We start from the raw sequence: 19,678 nt of genomic DNA, 5'->3' as shown, positions 1-19,678 counted from the left end.
TTTGCAACACCATCAAATTTGTTCATGTATCATTTTCAGATGGTTTTAGCTATTTCTTTTTCACGTTTATAAAAGTCTGGTTTTTCCGCTAATTCGACAGGCTCTTTCTCTCCTGTTTGCTGTGCTTTCACACAAGCATCCGCTGTAACAGCCGCAATATAGCCATCCCATGAAGTCGGGCCATCAGGCTCACCCGTTTTTTTGATCGAATCCATGAAATCCTGCAATTCTTTGTCATACGCATCAATAAAACGCTGTTTCCAATCCATCAAGATGGTTGTCCCGAGCTTCGCTTCCTTACGAGCGGTGATACCGGAAAATTCCGGAAGATACACAACGCCTTCTTCACCAATAACCTCACATTGAATATCGTAGCCGTACTTGCAGTTTACAAATACTTCTGCAGTAATGATAATACCGCTGTTTGTTTCTAACGTAATAAGTTGCGGATCCTGCAAGTGAGCTGCCGCACGCTTTGTTTTCTTCGGAAATGCTACCTGTACGGATTTATAGTCGTCGTTGATAAGCCAATGCAAAACATCAATCTCGTGAACCAGTGTATCGTTAATCGCCATATCTGTGGTGTAGTTATCACCAACTTCTGGGTTTCTGTGTACACATCGAATCATTAATGGTTCACCAATATAATTGTTGTCAATTGCTTCTTTTAATTGCACGTAACCGCTGTCATAACGACGCATAAATCCAACCTGGACTAAACGCTTGCCATGTTTCATTTCTGCTTCAACAATTCTCATGCATCCTTCTGCTGTTGTGGCTAAAGGCTTTTCGCAGAATACATACTTTCCAGCCTCGATTGCAGCCAGCACACTTTGTTCATGAGCAGGACCCCAGCTTGTTACCAGCACGGCATCAACGTTTTCAGCAGCTACAAGCGTTTTATCATCCGGATATACAACGGCATCCAAACCGAATTGTTCAACAACATTTTTTGCCGCATCCTGATTGACATCGGTTACAGCGACAATTTCTCCGCCAGATAAATTGTTTGTAATTCTTTTAATATGCTCCCTGCCAATCGCACCGGTTCCTATTACACCAATTTTTAAAGTCATGATCATATTCCTCCTGATTTGTTTATTTGTTGCTGTATGGTCCTTACATTTATTTAAGCGTCAACCTTCTCTAAATAGTCCTCTTGATCATCATAGGTACGGAAGTTATGTTCCAGCTGCTCAAGTGTGAGTCCCTTGGTTTCCGGCAAGTATTTCTTCACGAATGCGATTGCCGCAAGCCCCAGAGCTACAAAGACGAAGAATGTTGTGGACAAGCCGACCTTATCGAGCAATACCGGAAACGTCAAACCAATGACGAAGTTCACGATCCATAGGCAAAACACGGTGACGCCCATACCGAGACCTCGCAACCGCAGCGGGAATATTTCTGAGAGCATAAGCCATGTTACCGGTGAAATGGCTCCCTGCTGGAAAGCAAGAAATGTGACTGTCAGGGCAAGCACAACATATGGAAGTGCGGCAGACCCTTCAAGTATGCGTGAGAATATCCCAATGAGCAGAAGTGCCGTCGTAGTTCCTATCAGGCCAGTCATTAGCATTGGTCGACGGCCAACCTTGCCAAGAAGCCAGATGCCGACGAAAGTTGCTAAAACTGAGATTACACCATTGGCAATGTTGCCGATAAGTGCTGCCTCCGTTTGGAAGCCAGCATCTTTAAGGATTTCGGTACCATAGTACATAATCGAGTTGACACCCGTAATTTGCTGCACGACGGCAATCCCAATCCCAAGAAATACGATGCGGCGCACCCACGGCACAGTCAGATCCTTAAAGGTTGCTTTCTTAATCCCCGACTCTTTGGCGAAAGCTGCCTCAATTTCGCTGAGTTCCGATTTAGCCTGGTTCTCCTTACGTATCTGCCCTAGGGCACGCAGGGCATCCCCATTTTTTCCTTTTGATACAAGCCAACGCGGGCTCTCTGGTACTCTAATCATGCCAAAGAACAGGAAAACTGCTGGAAGTGCCGCGATGGATAGCATGTATCGCCAAACATGTGAGTTGTCACCCATTGTATTGCCAATGATAGCGTTGAAGGTGAAGGCCAATAGTTGTCCAGTAACGATCATCAATTCATTTTGGGTAACCATTCGGCCCCGGCTCTCCGCAGGTGACATTTCCGCTAAATAGGTTGGGACCGTTACTGACGCGCCTCCTACCGCAAGCCCCAGCAAGAAACGACAGATAACCATAACAGTAACGTTCGGAGCAAGGGCACATCCAAGTGTAGCAATAAAGAACAATACTGCAAGATACAGAATGTTTGTGCGGCGGCCATTATAATCTGATAGTCGGCCGCCGAACACTGCACCGAGCGCGGCCCCAAAAAGAAGTGAACTCGTAACGAGACCTTGAGTGAATGAGTTGAGATTAAGCTGACCCGCTTCAGACATATAAGGCAATGCACCATTGATGACACCAGTGTCGTATCCGAAGAGAAGCCCACCGAATGTCGAGACTAAAATAATGGTACGCAAAAACGAATTTTGGTTTACCTGTTTATTCATGTCAATTTCTTCCCCTTCCCCTTTTAAGAATGGATAAGTAATTTTTCATCTATATACTTCCGAGTCAATAAAGCATATTCCAATGGATGAGCTACAGATGGATCCTGTTCAGCTTCAATCACAATCCATCCCTTGTAATTGTGATCCAGGAGCGCCTTATACGGTTCTGTAAAATCAATGCACCCGTCGCCTGGCACTGTAAACATGCCGCATAAGAAGGATTGCAGGAACGATCTACCTTCTTTCTTGCATTCATCCAGCACTTTTCTTCTGGCATCTTTAAAATGGACATGTTTAATGCGATCAATGTGCTTGTTTAATAGTGTCATATAATCACCGTCGGAAACGTAGATGTGGCCTGTGTCATAAAGTAAATGCACATAGCTTGAATCGGTGTTTTCCATGAGCCGGTCGATTTCGGCCAGTGTTTGGACACCCGTCCCCATATGATGGTGATAAACTAATTTCAAGCCGTATTGCCTTGCAATTTTCCCCAGTTCGTTTAGTCCCTCGCATAATGTTTCCCATTCGGCATCCGTGAAGTATGGCTTTTCAGAAAAGACATTTTTCTCTGTACACTGCACACTGTAAGTCTGTTCCGATACCACTGCCACATCTGCATTGACTTCTCGTAAATATTGGCAATGTTTGCGGAAGGCTTGAGCTGCCTCTTGAATGCCATCACGAATGATAAAACTACTAAACCACTGACCTGCTATTTTCAAGTTTCGAAGTTTAAGTTCTTTGTTTAATACTTTTGGTTCAGGAAAAAAACCGCCAACTTCAGTCCCTTGAAAACCTGCTACAACAATATCGCTTAATAGGTGCTGCAATGTATTCTCTGCACCGATTTCCGGTATATCATCATTGCGCCAGCCGATAGGAGCGATTCCCCACAAAATATCTTGATTGCTCATTATCATTCACCTCCTATTAATATTGCTTTGCATTTCTAAGCTTTTGTTGTTTTAATTCATATGCTTTTTGAACACCTTCTTGATTAGACACTTCAGGCACTCCAAGATTCCACCAGCTGCCTTCATAGCCATCTGTCATTGTTTTTGGAAGCACTTTCATTTCTATCAAAGTAGATTTATCTTGTTTTTTCGCATCCTCCAGGGCCGCTTTTAATTCTTCTACAGTATTCGCACGATATGCTTTAGCCCCATATCCTTCAGCTACTTTTGCATAATCAATATTTAAAATTTGGTTTTCATTTGTTCTGAATTCACAATAATAACTGCCATTGCCAAAATCCATTTGTAAATTATTAATACAACCGTATCCAGAATTATCGAAAAGGAGCACATTAATCTTTTTATTGTACTGAATTGCTGTAATAAATTCAGAGTGCAGCATAAGGAAACTGCCGTCACCAACTATTGTGTATACTTCTTTTGCCGGGTCAGCCAACTTCAAACCTAATGTTCCTGACACTTCATATCCCATACACGAATAGCCATATTCAAGATGGTATGTGTTTGGCACATTTGAATGCCATAAACGCTGCAGGTCTCCTGGAAGTGAACCGGCTGCACAAATAATGATACTGTCAGGATCGATGGTGTCATTAATGGCAATCAACGCTGTAGTTTGTGCTAATTCTGTGTTTAACACATCGGCATATTCGTTTAATACTTCTTGTGAAAAATGATTTTTAATTTCAGGATTAAAATTCTCTCTATTAAATACTACTTTACTTAAACGATCACGCTCGGCTAACCATTCTTCCTTTAATTCCGTAATCGTATCGCCAAACTCACTTTCGTACCCTTCCAGCATTAGAACTAATGCTTCAAAAGTAGTTTTGGCATCAGCTACAACCGGGAATGCATCCAGCTTGTAAGCTTGCATGCGACTAACGTTAATGTTTAAGAATTTGGTTGTTTCAAAATTAAAAATGGTTTTAGAGGAGGTTGCGAAATCGGTAAATCTCGTACCAACACCGATAATTAAATCTGCCTGTTGTGCTGCTTTATTTGCCGCTAATGTTCCAGTGATTCCTAGCCCGCCTAAATTGTTATTGAACGAGGACTCAACAGTTGATTTACCAGCTTGCGTTTCTACTAATGGGATGTTATATCTTTCCGAAAATTCAATTAAAACTTCGCGCGCTTCTGAATATTTAGCTCCACCGCCAACAACCACTAATGGTTTTTTGCTCGCTTTGATTAATTCAGCTGCACCTTTTAATTCCCGGTCAGTTGGTAATTTACGATCGATGTAATGGACACGCTTTTCGAAGAACTTCTTATCATAATCGAATGCTTCCCCTTCAACATCTTGTGAAATACAAATCGTAGCAGGGCCTGCTTTTGCTGGATCTGTCATCACTTCAAACGCCCTGATTAAACTGGACATCAATTGCTCAGGGCGAGTAATCCGATCCCAATATCTTGACACTGGTTGCAGCGCATCATTTGTTGTAATCGCAATGCTATGTTCCTGTTCTACTTGTTGTAAAACTGGATCAGGCTGACGTGTAGCATATGTATCAGCAGGTAACAACAAGATAGGAATATTATTAGCAAGTGCTGTGCCCGCTGCAGTTACCAAATTTGCTGAACCCGGTCCACTCGAAGTTGTAATAGCATATATTTTTTTTCGCAGCATTTGTTTGCTGTAAGCAATGGCTGCATGCGCCATTCCTTGTTCATTTTTTCCTTGAATGACTTTTAAATGACCAGAGTCTTGTTCAAGCGCTTGACCAATCCCCAAAACATTACCATGTCCAAATATATTGAAGATACCTTCAACAAAAGGGAATTCTTGTCCATCAACATGAACATATTGCTGATTGAGAAATTTGATTAAAGCTTGTGCCGTTGTCAGTCTGATTGTTCCCATCAGTTTCTCACCTCTAGCTGGATTGTTTCAGTTAAAGATCTTTCACCAATTAATTGCTCGATTTCTGCTACTGTCGGCATCGCTTCTGAAGAACTATGTTTGCTTACAACAATAGAAGCTGATGCACTGCCGTATTTTAAAGCGGTTTCAATTTCTTTGCCGCTGATTAAGGCGTATAAGAAAGCTGATGCGTATGAATCACCTGCGCCGAAGGTCTTTAATACTTTTGTCAGATAGGCTTGGCCCTTGAATGTTTCTCCTGATTTTATATAGGCATAGGAACCTTCTACTCCATGTTTAATAACAATTAATTCTGGTGAATGGTTAAACAAATAGTTGATTGTATCTTCGTTTTTACCTTCTGCTTTGTTTTCCATCACATCGTATTCATCACGAGTACCGATCACAACATCCGCTTGCTCTGCGACCAATGAACAATAAACAGCTGTCTCTTCAGATGAATTCCATGAATACGGGCGGTAATCCAATTCAAAAACAACTTTGACATCATGTTTCTTAGCCAGGCTGATGGCTTTCAACACCGCTTCGCGGGATGGGCTTTTTGACAAGGCTGTCCCTGAAACAAGCAGGATTTTTGATTTTTTAATATAATCCTCATTAACCTCAGAAGGCGCCAGGTAAAGGTCTGCCACGTCTTGGCGGTACATTAAAATACTGCACTCTTCCGGGCTCTTAATCTCTGTAAATGCTAGTCCTGTTTTATGTCCCTCTTTATCTACTACAATATTTGATGTATCAATTCCAACACTACGCATATACTGCTCGATAAAGCGTCCATGCTGGTCATCTGAAATTTTACCGATAAATCCGGCTTTTAAGCCTAGTTTGGCGCTTCCAATTACAATATTTGCAGGCGAACCTCCCACATATTTTGTAAATGTCATTGTTTCTTCCATTGGACGGTTGTACTCTGTTGCATTTAAATCGATGCAGGCACGGCCAATTGCAATAATGTCATATTCTCTTTCGGTACTGAATTCATATTTCATCCCCGGTAACAGCTCCTTACATTTTTTGTTAACGCTTTAGTATCCATTCGTGATCCGGATCATTGTAGAATTTCCAAATCCGTGTCGGTCCTGCCATTACATTTAAATAATAGGACGTATACCCATCCGGCACACCAACTGGATGATATCCTGCCGGCACGAGCACCACATCGCCGTTTTCGACTGTCATGGTTTCATCAAGGGAACGATCATCAGTATAGACTCGCTGGAATACGAAGCCCTGCTTCGGATTCATTTCATGATAGTAAGATTCTTCTAAAAATGACTCGTCCGGCAAGTTATCACGATCGTGCTTATGCGGAGGATAGCTTGACCAGTTCCCGCTTTCTGTGTACACTTCAACGACCAGCAGACTATTGGCGGACGGATCCGAGTCAGGCAAAATATTGTGTACCACACGTTTATTGTTGAGTATTCCTCTATTTTCGATATCAATATCTGCAGCTTTAATCAGTTTTGTAGGCAATTGTTTTTCAGAAGGTGAATAGCATAATGCCACGCGAGCCTGGCTGACTCCTTCTACCTCAAAACTCCGGTCGTTTGATACATATACACTATCTGTCGGTATCCGCTCGAATACGCTTTCACGAGTGCCTAAATTTTGGAAAGTTTCTTCATGATCTGTGACATTTATTTTTCCCGTTAGGGCCACGATGCAGCATTCTTCCTTATCTAATAATTCCGAATATTTTGCACCTGGAGCTAAATCAACTATTTTGAATCCAACATATTCTAATGAAGAATTTTCTGTTGTTACTTCCTGAACAATAGTAACTCCTTGGGAAACTTCGTTTTTTTCTGGTTTTCGGAGCAACTTACTCATATGTACCTCCTTTTGTCACGCTGGAAACAAACCATTTTAGCACCCCTTAGCCATGATGGTTTCTATAGGTTCGAGCTGCTTTACAAGGTCTTTATTATAAACAGGTCCCATCATATTACTTAGCAAATATAATGGGCCGGTTTCTCAAACTTCCAATTGCGAACTTCATAGTTAAGTCTATTAATCTAACAAAAATCTTGAAGAACTAAGACAAAAACATTTCTTATTCAAATGTAGGTGCTGTGTAGCGTGCTGTGACAACTTTTTTACGTGTATAGAAATCAACGCTATCTTTTCCGTTAGCATGCAATGTTCCAAAGAATGACGATTTCCATCCGGAGAATGGGAAGAACGCCATAGGAGCTGGTACACCCAGGTTAACCCCTAACATACCTGCATCGATATTTTCACGGAAGTAACGGATGGATGCAGCATTTGTTGTAAAGATACATGCACCATTGGCAAATTCAGATTTATTGGCAACTTCAATTGCTTCTTTTAAATTCTTCACACGCATGATTGATAATACTGGAGCAAAGATTTCATCTTTCCAGATGGTCATGTCCGTTGTGACATCATCGAAAATAGTAGGCCCGATGAAAAATCCTTCATCCAATGAACGTTCGCGGCCGTCACATACAACAGTTGCTCCTTCTTCAATTCCTTTTTCGATATAATCGATAGTACGTTTTTGATTTTCTTCCCTGATGACTGGCCCCAGAAATACACCATCATCCAGGCCATTGCCCATTTTAATATTTGCCGTTCTCTCTTTCAGCTTGGCTAAAAATTCATCGGCAATTCCCTCTTCTACTGTTACAACTGCGCATGCCATACAACGTTCACCTGCTGAGCCAAATGCTGCAGAAATAATGTTTGTGATTGCATCTTCTAAATCGGCGTCATTTAAGACGATGCTATGGTTTTTGGCGCCTGTTAACGCTTGGACGCGCTTTAGGTTCTCACTGCCTCGTTTAAACACGTATTCACCAACAGGCTTAGAACCGACAAAAGAAATCGCTTTAACTTCAGGGTGATCTAATATTCCGTTAACGACGTCATGTGCGCCGTGAACGACGTTGAACACACCGTTTGGAAGTCCTGCTTCTGTAAATAACTCGACTAATTTTTCTGTTAAGAGCGGTGTTCTTTCAGATGGTTTTAAAATAAACGTATTCCCCAGCGCTATTGCCATTGGGAACATCCAGCACGGTACCATCATCGGGAAGTTAAATGGTGCAATTCCACCGACAACCCCAATTGGATAGCGATAATTTGTCGCTTCGACATCTGTAGCAATCGAAGATAGTGAATCTCCCATCATTAAAGTAGGTGCTCCTGCCGCAAATTCAACATTTTCTATTCCGCGCTGCACTTCACCTAATGCTTCAGAAAGGCTTTTTCCATTTTCTATTGTGATGAGGTGGGCCAATTCTTCTTTATGCTTTGTCAGCAATTGCTGATAGTTGAATAAGATTCTTGCACGTCGTGGCACTGCGACTTTTTGCCATTTTTCAAACGCTTTTGCAGCAACTTCTACCGCATAGTCAATATCTTCTTTTGTTGATAGCGGAACTTGGGCAACGACTTCTTTTGTGGCTGGATTGTAGACATCTTCATATTTTGTCGTTTTACTTTCAACCCACTCACCATTTATGTAATTTTTCAACTTTACTGCTTTCGTTACTACTCCCGTCATGTTTCCTGCCTCCTTAAAAAATATGGTTTCGCCTCAAGCTTTCACTTCATAACTTCACTGTAACTCTCACATCTTTCTTATAAATCCAGAAGGATAACGCTTACAAATCTATCAACATAACAGATTTAAATATCCTTCACACAAACAAGCACATACCTCCCCCATCTTTCATTACTACCACTTTAAAGATTCCTGTGTTAATAAAGTAAACCTTCATTTTGGGAAAACCTTGCCGTCAGCTAACATGGAGTAAAATTAGGGTTATCGATTACCCTTCAAGGTTGTTTTTATTTTATCCCATACTCCATGATATTTCAATAGCTTTTTTTGAAAAAAATATATATTCAGACTATTCACGTGATTAAAACCTATTGGGCAATCAGCATCATCAGGATTTCTCCTTAATCAGTCACTTGGAAACGGTTTATTTTTAAATTCAGAAGCTATGATAAACCTATCCATGTCTTTCTTCAACAGGGTAACACGCTTAACTTCTTTATCCGTACCGCATATTTCCCGCTCGCCTGCAACATCATCAATCGCGACTTCATCTCTTTATTACTCTTTTAAGCTAACGGAATCACCCAAACCTTTAATTAGGGTTTTTAGAAATGTAACAATCAAAAACAAGGTTATCGATTACCCTTTTGATTCACTTTATTTGAATGATCCAAAAATCAATACTAAAAACTTTAACACAGTTTTTAATCAAATAAAGCGACAAGAAAATCCCGAGTTTTACTGGATTCTCTACGCCGCTTTGGTTTGTTAAGCCTCATGAGGCTTAACAAATATTTGATTTTATATTTTGCTATTTTTCATTAAGTATTGCAGTTGACTGCCGAATAACAAGTTCCGGAAGCAGAGAAATACGTTGTTTCGTATTATCATTTCCTTCGATTTGCCGGACCAGCAGCTCCATTGCTTTTCTTCCCAATTCCTGTATGGGCATAGCCACTGATGATAGCCGTGGTTCCACGATTTTGCACATGACTGTATTGTCAAATCCAATAATGGAAAGCTCGTCCGGTATGATGATGCCGCGTTCCTTTGCCGCTTGCATCGCTCCAATGGCCAATACATCATTATATCCAAAAATCGCCGTAGGCCTCTGTTCCCTATCAAGCAATTTTCTCGCATGCTTCTCTGCTCCTTCAATGGTCGGATCATTGATAGCGACAATCAAGCTTGGCTCAACCTCTATTCCCGCGTTGAGCAGGGCCTTCTCATATCCCTTTATACGCTCCTTGCCACTTATTGTTTCTTCCTCCGTAATAATTCCGATTCTGCGGTGCCCCAGGGAAAGCAAATGTTCAGTCGCAAGATAGCCGCCTAAATAATCGTCACCGGTTACACTGGCTACAGGCAGTTCCGATCTTTCAAAGGCCATAAGCGCGATCGGAACTTTCTCTTGGATCAATTGTTTGAGAACAGTTTCATTTTTAAATATGGAAGCTATGATAAATCCATCAACACGTTTTTGTCTTAATAATGCAATATGCTTAGCTTCCTTGTCAGGGTCGCTTCCAGTACTGCACATCACAATATTGAACCCTAATTCTTGCCCATATTCTTCTATATACTTCAAGTATTGAGCATATATAGGGTTAGCCATATCAGGAATCAACAATGCGATTGTATAAGTGGACTTTCCTTTCATTGCTGAAGCCAATACATTGGGTTGATAGTGAAGCTCCTCCATGATTTGCATAATTTTTTTTCTGGTTTTCTCGCTTATCCGGCCCTTATTATTGATTACTTTTGAAACCGTAGTTGCAGATACCCCTGCTTCTCTTGCGATATCATAGATTGTTGGTTTCATTACACCACGCTCTTTCAACTAGTCTATATTGTTATTGGTATATTCTTCTAACATCTCTCTTGCTTGTATAAATATGATTAAGTATATCATATTCTATATTGAGTGGCATTGAAGCCATGCATATGATAAAAAAGGACAAATTCACCAACAGGCGAAGTCTGTCCAACATGAAACTAAGTTCATACATAAGTTGTTTCGATTAGCTTCTTCACCCCCAAATTCGAAAGAGTGAAGACTTCTATATTTCTAGTAACTGTTTTTGCACCTTTCCCTCTGTATAGGTAGTTGCTTTTAAGTCTATATAGAGAGAACGAAAACGCCCAGGTGAAGAACCCATCGCAGAAGTAAAGACACGAGTAAAATAGTGAACATTTTTAAAACCAGTTTCCTCTGAAATATCTTTGATGGATAAATCTGTTGTTTTGAGTAAGGTCGCAGCTCTCTGTATTCTCTCATTTTGAACAAACTCTGAGTAACTTATACCTGATTCCGAGACAAATATTCGCGACAAATGCCGACCAGATATATGCAAATGCCTAGCTGCATCAGTAAGTTTTAAAGGCTGTGATAGATTATCCTTGATATATAATTTCGCTATATTAAAGAGTGAAGAAGCGGTTTTAGGAGAGGTATCGCGATTATCGTTATGTAAATAAGAAACAAAAGTTTGCACTAACGAAAGAATAAGGGAATACGCTAAATTTGTTAGCATTTCTTCAAAAAAAGCTTGCTCAGACTTTGTCGCTTGGATAAGCAGAGATTTCCAAAGTAACGCGGCCGTCGTATCATCTTTTACATCAATAATCACCTCAGAATATTGCTTGGCCTCCTCCATAATCCTTATCCATTCTTCAGTTGATTCCGATTCTATTAATTCAAATGCAACATAAAGAAGAGATAGTCCACTTTTACTTTTTATTTGGTGTAAAACCTCTGGTCTGGAAAAAAACATGGTGTTTTTTTGTAGCGGATAGGTACAGCCATCGTCTATATACTCTCCTTCCCCATCCACTACAAAACACACTTCAAAAAAGGAATGTTTATGAAGCAGATTATTATAATGCTTTGGTATGACTCCCCAATAGTGAACATAAAATGAAACTCCGTTGTGCGCTAAATGATGAACATATTGATTCAAAGAGATTTTTCCCGATGTAAATTCATTTAAATCCAAAAAAAGCCCCCCTGCCCTAAGGTGAAAAAGGTTATTGAATGTATAAGACTGTTTGCTACCTGATTAATATCTTGACAAGTTTTTTCTCCTAACGCAGTACATGTAGAGATTCCCTCAATTACCATCATACTGGGCTACAATTCAAAGACTTTTATAGATTGATAACTATCTAAAATACTTTTTGTTACTGTTCTCTTTATTCATTTACTTCAATTTACCTTTATTCCGTAATAGTAAAGACAATTAATTCTGATTGATCGGAATTAGCTTAAAATTCAAAAATATATAGACATACATTTATTTTACATTAGTTCACCGCATAAGAATAGGATATGACGCAAATCAATGAGACTATCCATTTCTTTTTCAATTTTCGCCTTCCTTCCCTCTTGTATGATATTGTAAAATCATTGGGACATGCTAACGCTAATACCAGATATGTGTACATTAAATCTTCAAATAATCCACATTTATTTTTATTATTTTGGAAATATGTTCAACATTGACCGATTTATTGCACTAGAACAAAAAAACTATCTCTTTTCCACTTAGATAGTTTCTCATAAAAACCAAATATATTTTTCATAGGTTCGGATAAGATTGTATAACTCATCTCTTCTCTAATAAATTCCTTTATGATTAAAAGTGATGCTGAATATGTTTCCAGAACATGTTCAGCATCACGAAGATGTTAAAAAATTCAATTATCGAACCAGGTTCCCTAGCTCTTGAGTCACTTTTTCCAACATAAATCTGCTAGATTCATCTGCACGGTCTTCCTCTTTGCAATTATAATTAAAAGACAAGATATAAAGCGTTTTTTTAAGAAAACTTTGCTGTCTTTTCATATTTCAATCCCCCGCGTGATAACTATCAATAAGAATCCGGCCTATCTTTTAAAGTTAGCTTCTATTTGTTCTAATGATAGTCCTCTAGTCTCTGGTAAGAACTTTGCTACAAATATTATTCCTACAATACCAAATATAGCGAATAGGAAAAATGTTCCCGAAAGTCCGATTCCATTCATAAGAACAGGAAAGAATAATCCTACTAAAAAATTGGAAAGCCATAAAAACAAAACAGCCATTCCCATCCCAAGACCACGTAAACGAACAGGGAATATTTCAGCAAGTATGAGCCATACCATCGGGCCAATAGCACCTTGGAAAAAGGCCAAATATACTACTGTCATGAATAATACTACATATGGCAACATTGGAGACCCCGTAAGCATTAGAGCAGAAATACCAATCGAAATAAGTGCAACCGTTACACCTATTAAGCCTGTAAGTAACATTGGCCTTCTATTCACTTTATTTAGCAGAGACATACCAACAATAACTGCAATAACGGCAATTAATCCGTTTGCTACGTTTGCAATTAATGCTGTTTTTGTTCCAAAACCAGAGTTTTCAAGAATTTGTGTTCCATAGTACATAATAGAGTTTATACCTACTAATTGGGATATAGATCCAATAGCAATACCAAGAATCACAATACGCCGAATCCAAGGTGTCCCTAAATCTTTGAAACTCATTTTTTCGATTTCTTGCTCTTCTGAAATATGTGATTTAATTTCCTTCAATTCTTGTTGAGCGATACTTTCATTACGAATCTGTTGAAGTATTTTCAATGCTTCAGCCATTTTTCCTTTTGACGCTAACCATCGAGGGCTTTCAGGTAAAATAAGTACTCCAATCCAAAGCGCTACAGCTGGTAATGTCGCAATGACTAACATGTAACGCCATACATGTCCTGCATCTCCAAGAACATTCCCAATAACTGCATTACATATATAAGCAAGAAACTGTCCAGTAACAATCATCAATTCATTTTGAGTAACCAAAATACCGCGCCTGTCTGAAGGAGCTATTTCAGCAAGATATGATGGAATGACTACAGAAGAACCGCCGACAGCAAGTCCCAATAGAAAACGGAAAGCAACCATTATAGTTATATTTGGCGCTATAACGCAACCAGCTGCAGAAAAGAAAAATAACATCGCAAGATACAAAATAACCTGCCTACGTCCTTTAGTATCCGATAAGCGTCCACCAAATAGTGAACCAAAAGCAGCACCTAATACTAAAGAACTTGCTACTAAGCCTTCAGTGAAAGGATTTAAGTTTAATTGGTCAGGTCGAGCCATAAATGGAAGCGCACCATTAATAACTCCTGTATCATATCCGAATAATAGCCCTCCAAAAGTTGATACAATGGCGACTAATTTTAAAAACTTTTTTGGGTCCTTTTTCTTGGCATGTTCCGTTTGAACTGAATAATCATCAGGCAACTTGATATTTTCCATGTTAAATTCCCCCTTTATTGATCGTATGTGTTTTAACAAAGTGCCTATCCATTAAGCCCCTTGTTAAATATGATTGCGAAGGAAACACCTCCCTTTTAATAAAGATGGGTAGAATAAACCCTCACATCCCCATAAAAATCATGTGTTGGAGCTTATTATAAATTTAAAGCCTCTATTTCAAGTTTTTAGCCTTTTTTAAAACGCTTACATTATTTTCTCTTTGAACTACACTTTCTAATAATCCATCAAAGATGCATGAAACTTTTAGCATCCACTTTTTAATAGCCTAACAACCAACAATCAACACTATTCTTTAACACAGCCTTTTATTTAAAAACCGTGAGTTGGCCTCCACAACCAACCCCACGGTTTTGATGAAGTCTTCTGATACTTTTCAATCGATTTCGGTGTTAACTAAATTTAAAAAGTTTTTCCCACTAACAAAGTTTCTTTGTTACTCTCAAAATCCACCCAAACTGCTCCCTGATCTGCAGAGCGTACACAATTTTCAATCCAGCGAACGCCTTCTAGTCCCGCATTAATATCTGGATAAACAAGTGTATCTAACGTTTCTTGATCCCCACGCATTTTCGCATCAATCGCAATCGCAAATTTCAGATAAATGTTTGCCCATGACTCTGAAAGCCCTTCCTGGTGTAAAGCACCTAAACGCTCATCCGCGTTACAACTTTCATCTAAGTAAGGCATCGCTCGAATCAACGTTTGGATCGGTTGCCCTTGCACTTCATATCGTAATTCATTCGGCTTGCTGTCCCACCATTCTAAGCTTGCTTTTGAACCAACGATGCGAATGCGATGTCCATCCATGCAACCTGCATCAACAGAAGATGTCCACAGTCTTCCTACAGCGCCATTTTCATAGTGCATTAAAACGTAAGCATTGTCCTCTAGAGGCGCACGACTGCTGATAAAGCTCTGACGATCACATAATAACTTTTTAACTTTCATATTCGGCAGAATTAACTGTGACATATAGTACGTGTGTGTAGATAGATCACCTAATACATAGCTTGGTCCTGCAACTTTAGGATCCACGCGCCACTTTTGTGCAGCGTTCGTTTTGTCTCCATCATCAGTGGCATTAAACCCATGCGTATACTGTAATTCGACTAATCGCACATCACCGATTTCTCCCTTTTCAACCATTGCCCGCATTTGAAGCAGCAGCTGATTACCAGAGAATCCATATGTTACACCTACGATTTTGCCTTTTTCCTCAGCTAGTGCCTTAATTTCTAGCACCTCTTCAGTCGTAAAAAACAATGGTTTTTCACAAATGACATGTAAACCAGCATGTAATGCCGCCTTACAGATTTCATAATGAGTACCATTAGGAGTTGCAATCGATACAACCTCAAGACCGTCTTCTCGCTTTGCTTCCTCTGCAAACATCGTTTTATAATCTGGATAACAGCGTTCTTCAGAGACACCAATGTTCACACCAAAGTCCTTCCCTCTAGCAGGATCAATATCAAATGCCCCAGCTACCAATTGAAAAGCTGTGTTATCTCTAAGTGCCCCGATTCGATGTTTATAACCAACCTGTCCAAGTCTTCCTCCGCCAACCATACCCCAGCGCAGCGGTCTTGCAATTTTTTTCTCTCCATTTAACATAGTAAAATCCCTCTCTTTCAAATAGTTTTTATTTAGAATATTCCTGCTTTGAATAGCTGGAAGAAAATAATAATTTCATAGTATTCAGAAAATAAAATGACTAAAATATCTAAGCAATTCAGTTGTTTAAACTAAAAGCTAAGTGTTTGTTTTAAAGCATCAATTGACGTTCTTACCCCTGCTTCTACTGACATAGTTAGATCTTCCATTTCCAAAGAAACTTCCCCATCATATCCCATCATCTTAACCACGGAGAAAAACTCTTTCCACCATTGCAAATCTTGTCCACAACCTACCGCTACATAATTCCAGGCTCTATTCGCTACATCCGTAACTTCTTTTGTTTCCAATACACCATTAATACCTGATAAATGTCTCTCAAGGCGAACATCTTTACCATGAACATGATGAATAGCTGCTCCTAATTCTCTAGCTGACAAAATGGGATCCGCTCCCATCCATATTAGATGGCTTGGATCTAAATTTAAGCCTACAATAGGTCCAACTGCATTACGTAATCTAAATAATGTTTCAGGGTTATATACTAATTGGGAGCTAAAGTTTTCAAGTGCAATCTTTTCAATACCACACTCTTCAGCTTTAACAACTAGTTCTTTCCAATATGGAATCGCTACCTCATTCCATTGATAATCTAAAATATCTTTTAGAACCGGAGGCCAACTTACAGTATAGGTAATCCAGTTAGGAATTTTATCTTCAGGGCTTCCTGCTGGCAGTCCACTCATCATAATAATCTTCTTTACGTCTAATAATTTCGCTAATTCAAATGTTTTATTTGTAACTTCCCGATGTTCTTTGCCAAGTTCACCTGGATCTAAAGGGTTTCCAGAACAATTTAAAGCACACAGTTTAATATTGCGTTTTTCTAATGCGTTTAAAAATTCATTTCTTTTTTGATCACTTTCTAATAGTTCGTCTAATCTCAAATGTGGTGCTGGAGACCATCCGCCAGTCGTCATTTCAATGGTATCAATTCCCATCTCACTAATAACATCTAACATTTCCTCAAAAGGTAAGTGTCCTAAACTGTCTGTTACATAAGATAATTTCATTCTTGTATCCTCCTAAAAATTTATTACAGTAAGTAGAAGAAACGAATCCTCTACCCGGTTAAGATTTAGTAAAAAACATCAGAACATAATCAATTTGTTTTTCTAGTTAAAAATCCACCTAAAAACACTCATTTACCATTGTAATTACAGGACAATACATTTTAACCAATGTTATTTTATGAAGACTCCTTTTTATACTTTAAAAATATGTTTTCAAATAAATAGTTGACTCGTTATCCTCCCCATTAATTACTGTTAAAGTGGTTCCTTATTGATTTAACCTGACATGTAAACGCTTTATCTTAGTTGGAAATTTAACTAATAGTTAATTACTTACACTTGTAATTATAAGATAAGATATAGTAATCGTATTTGTTTTATAAAGACCTATTTTTATACTTTAAAGACATTTTTATGACTGAGCACTTAAAACTCTCAAAAAAGTAATATAAAAAAATAGCCTCATCTTCACAGATAAGACTATGGGGGAAGTTAAATAATCTACTCCTTCATCTAATAGAATTTTTTTCAATGCATTTGCCATATCAACATCTTCTCTATATAAGGTATTATCAGCTTTCTCTACAAGTTTAACCCTCACCCCGATCCGACTGAATGCTTGTGATAATTCTACGCCAATGGCACCTGCACCTAACACGATCAAATTCTTTGGTAATTTCTCTAGGTTGAACACATTCTCATTCGTTAAAAAAAATAGGAAGCGACTAAGTCCCCCCTTTTTCGTCGTTTCTGTTCACGTCGCTCCAAGTCCATTGGAAGCTGCAGCAATCGGAACGGGCCACTCATTAACCTTCATTGGCAAAATCAAAAAAAACGGTGAAAATCAACATTGTTATTTACTAGCGCCAAATCAAAAAGAGGCTCAAAGATTAAAATATCTTTGAACCTTTCTCTATCTTTTAGGCTTCACACCTAAATCCTTTACTTGGAAAGAGCCATTTTAGGAATTTTATTTTATCCCGCATTAACAGGCAGTAAGCCCCTCACTAACGGAAGTTCCCTTTATAATTTTCCAGTTAAAAACTGGGCTTCTCCCATTCCAAAGCTCCAATCCGCATCCCCATTTGTAACGATTGAAACCATAATATCATTAGGCTCGATTCCGCAGCTTTCTCCCAGCTCTTGAACCAATAATCGATAGAGCTTCTGTTTTTGCTCATCCGTTCTTTGCTTGCTGGTCACGCTTATGACTACCAAGTTCTTGCTTCTCTCAAAGCCTAAGCCGGTGTCTTCTATAATCATTTCATGAGCGGAATGCTGATGCACAATTTGATAACGATCTCTTTCAGGTACATCGAACGCTTCAACCATTGCCCGGTGAGCAGCGTCCAACAGGTTTCTCAAGGATTTCTCATCTCGTCCTTCTATTAAATCGAATCTAATTAATGGCATAATAAATAACCTCCAAAGTTAATATTTAGTTATGTTAAGCTAATAACTTAAGAATTAGACACTATTCATCAAATTCTTAGAATGTTCATCAATAAACATCCAATATTATGCATAAGCAGCAGTATTTGAATATGAAAATGAAAACATTCATCTTAATATATGATTTCCAAAAAAAATAATTATGCTCCATATTATCGGTAACATTACTTTGGTTCTGGTGCAAACCTCGGATTTTGTCAAAATACAAATAAAAATTCCCCATAGATTATGGGTATATTCATAATAGTTTATCTGTCTAATTCTTTTTGCACCAGAACCGATGTGAATCTCCTTTATTTGTTATTACCGAAAAATACGATCAATTTCTTGAATCTCTTCATCTGTTAAATGAACATCTAACGTTTTTAAATTATTTAGCACTTGGTCAGCTCTCTTTGCTCCCGGAATTAATACGTCAACCGAATTATGTGTTAAGTACCAAGCGAGAACCACATGAGCTACTTCCGTATCTTTAGCATCTGCAATTTTACGTACCTGTTCTACTTTTTCTAAGTTTTGTGCAAAAACTTCTTTCTGGAAGTAAGGTAAGTCTGCACGTAAGTCATTAAATATCATATTTTTGTTATATTTACCGGCTAACAATCCAGATGCAAGCGGAAAATAAGGAATAAAGGAAATATTCTGCTCTGTTGTATATGGCAGCAATTCTTTCTCTGCATCCCGTTGCAATAAGTTGTATTCACCTTGATACACATCAACGTATCCGTCTTTGTTTGCTTCTTTCAATTGCTCAATTGAAAAGTTGGATACACCGATCGCCCTGATTTTCCCCTCGTCCTTCAGCTGCTTTAAAGCACCGACCGCTTCATCTTTTGGTGTGTCTTTATCCGGAAAATGAATATAGTATACGTCTATGTAATCTGTTTGAAGACGTTTTAAACTGGCTTCAACTTCTTTCTTTAAAAAAGCAGGTGAGTTGTCAAACACAACGTCTTTCCCAATAAATTTGTGGGCGCCTTTTGTGGCAATGACTGCCTCTGAACGATTTCCTCTTTCTTTTAATACTTCGCCTATTAATTCTTCTGATCGCTCTGGTCCATAGATAAAAGCCGTATCTAGAAAATTGATGCTATTATTTAATGCTGTTCGAACGAGTTCTTTTCCTGCCTCTTCATCCAAGTTCGGATAAAGATTATGACCGCCAACGGCATTGGTTCCAAGTCCGATAGGATTTACAGATAAATCTGTTTTTCCGATCTTCACATTTTTTACCATATTATATTCCTCTCCTTCTTGTTATCTAAAGTAAAA

Annotated in this window: 15 protein-coding genes and 4 pseudogenes; 3 read left to right on the top strand and 16 right to left on the bottom strand. The window is 38.8% G+C overall.

The features are described 5' to 3' along the window. Window positions 1-35: 35 nt before the first annotated feature. The 8 genes from iolG to H540_RS0126150 form a co-directional block, all read right to left on the bottom strand. Window positions 36-1,076: a bifunctional inositol 2-dehydrogenase/D-chiro-inositol 1-dehydrogenase gene (gene iolG / locus H540_RS0126185; protein WP_028403092.1), complete on the bottom strand. Its 1,041-nt coding sequence runs from the start codon at window positions 1,074-1,076 to the stop codon at window positions 36-38. 53 nt (window positions 1,077-1,129) lie between these two features. Beyond that, window positions 1,130-2,542, bottom strand: coding sequence for a sugar porter family MFS transporter (locus H540_RS0126180; protein ID WP_028403091.1), 1,413 nt, complete (start codon window positions 2,540-2,542; stop codon window positions 1,130-1,132). A 23-nt stretch (window positions 2,543-2,565) separates the two neighbouring features. Then, a complete protein-coding gene (gene iolE, locus H540_RS0126175) occupies window positions 2,566-3,459 on the bottom strand; it encodes a myo-inosose-2 dehydratase (protein WP_028403090.1) in 894 nt (297 codons plus the stop codon). 16 nt (window positions 3,460-3,475) lie between these two features. Then, on the bottom strand, window positions 3,476-5,389 hold the full coding sequence (iolD, locus tag H540_RS0126170) for a 3D-(3,5/4)-trihydroxycyclohexane-1,2-dione acylhydrolase (decyclizing) (protein WP_028403089.1): 1,914 nt from the start codon (window positions 5,387-5,389) through the stop codon (window positions 3,476-3,478). Then, a complete protein-coding gene (iolC, locus tag H540_RS0126165; protein ID WP_028403088.1) occupies window positions 5,389-6,399 on the bottom strand; it encodes a 5-dehydro-2-deoxygluconokinase in 1,011 nt (336 codons plus the stop codon). The genes iolD and iolC overlap by 1 nt, the downstream gene beginning before the upstream one ends. Window positions 6,400-6,427: 28 nt before the next feature. Then, entirely contained in the window at window positions 6,428-7,243 is an 816-nt protein-coding gene (gene iolB, locus H540_RS0126160; protein WP_028403087.1) for a 5-deoxy-glucuronate isomerase, read from the bottom strand. A gap of 223 nt (window positions 7,244-7,466) precedes the next feature. Further along, window positions 7,467-8,942, bottom strand: a complete 1,476-nt coding sequence (iolA, locus tag H540_RS0126155) for a methylmalonate-semialdehyde dehydrogenase (RefSeq protein ID WP_028403086.1) — start codon at window positions 8,940-8,942, stop codon at window positions 7,467-7,469. 811 nt (window positions 8,943-9,753) lie between these two features. Further along, the gene (locus H540_RS0126150) at window positions 9,754-10,764 is read right to left on the bottom strand and encodes a LacI family DNA-binding transcriptional regulator (protein ID WP_028403085.1); all 1,011 of its coding nucleotides are present in this window, start codon (window positions 10,762-10,764) and stop codon (window positions 9,754-9,756) included. 95 nt (window positions 10,765-10,859) lie between these two features. Here H540_RS0126150 and H540_RS35765 point away from each other — a divergent pair. Further along, window positions 10,860-10,996: pseudogene (locus H540_RS35765) on the top strand (IS6 family transposase); the annotation flags it as partial. Between the two features lie 6 nt (window positions 10,997-11,002). On the opposite strand, the gene H540_RS0126145 reads toward H540_RS35765, so the two are convergent. Beyond that, on the bottom strand, window positions 11,003-11,938 hold the full coding sequence (locus H540_RS0126145) for an AraC family transcriptional regulator (protein WP_028403084.1): 936 nt from the start codon (window positions 11,936-11,938) through the stop codon (window positions 11,003-11,005). Between the two features lie 704 nt (window positions 11,939-12,642). Next, window positions 12,643-12,786: a hypothetical protein gene (locus H540_RS33690; protein ID WP_155891154.1), complete on the bottom strand. Its 144-nt coding sequence runs from the start codon at window positions 12,784-12,786 to the stop codon at window positions 12,643-12,645. Here H540_RS33690 and H540_RS34995 point away from each other — a divergent pair. Beyond that, a pseudogene (locus H540_RS34995) lies at window positions 12,751-12,852 on the top strand (IS6 family transposase); the annotation flags it as partial. The gene H540_RS33690 and the pseudogene H540_RS34995 sit on opposite strands and share 36 nt — an antisense overlap. Here H540_RS34995 and H540_RS0126135 read toward each other — a convergent pair. The 4 genes and pseudogenes from H540_RS0126135 to H540_RS0126120 form a co-directional block, all read right to left on the bottom strand. Then, entirely contained in the window at window positions 12,828-14,246 is a 1,419-nt protein-coding gene (locus H540_RS0126135) for a sugar porter family MFS transporter (protein WP_028403083.1), read from the bottom strand. The pseudogene H540_RS34995 and the gene H540_RS0126135 overlap by 25 nt on opposite strands. 420 nt (window positions 14,247-14,666) lie before the next feature. Further along, window positions 14,667-15,881 carry a Gfo/Idh/MocA family protein gene (locus H540_RS0126130; protein WP_028403082.1) on the bottom strand — a complete coding sequence of 405 codons (1,215 nt, stop codon included), beginning with the start codon at window positions 15,879-15,881 and terminating at the stop codon, window positions 14,667-14,669. A gap of 131 nt (window positions 15,882-16,012) precedes the next feature. After that, on the bottom strand, window positions 16,013-16,954 hold the full coding sequence (locus tag H540_RS0126125) for a sugar phosphate isomerase/epimerase family protein (protein WP_028403081.1): 942 nt from the start codon (window positions 16,952-16,954) through the stop codon (window positions 16,013-16,015). Window positions 16,955-17,366: 412 nt separating this feature from the next. Then, window positions 17,367-17,657, bottom strand: a pseudogene (locus H540_RS0126120) (FAD-dependent oxidoreductase); the annotation flags it as partial. A gap of 43 nt (window positions 17,658-17,700) precedes the next feature. On the opposite strand from H540_RS0126120, the pseudogene H540_RS35415 reads away from it, so the two are divergent. Then, window positions 17,701-17,790: pseudogene (locus H540_RS35415) on the top strand (hypothetical protein); the annotation flags it as partial. A 187-nt stretch (window positions 17,791-17,977) separates the two neighbouring features. Here the strand turns inward: H540_RS35415 and H540_RS0126115 are convergent. Together H540_RS0126115 and H540_RS0126110 are read right to left on the bottom strand one after the other, a co-directional pair. Then, a complete protein-coding gene (locus H540_RS0126115; RefSeq protein WP_028403079.1) occupies window positions 17,978-18,367 on the bottom strand; it encodes a tautomerase family protein in 390 nt (129 codons plus the stop codon). Between the two features lie 342 nt (window positions 18,368-18,709). After that, a complete protein-coding gene (locus H540_RS0126110) occupies window positions 18,710-19,642 on the bottom strand; it encodes an aldo/keto reductase (protein WP_028403078.1) in 933 nt (310 codons plus the stop codon). Window positions 19,643-19,678: the final 36 nt, after the last annotated feature.

This window comes from Ectobacillus panaciterrae DSM 19096 (assembly GCF_000430785.1).
In the GTDB taxonomy this organism is placed as follows: Bacteria; Bacillota; Bacilli; order Bacillales; family Bacillaceae_G; genus Ectobacillus; species Ectobacillus panaciterrae.
This window is presented reverse-complemented; position numbering and strand designations above follow the sequence as displayed.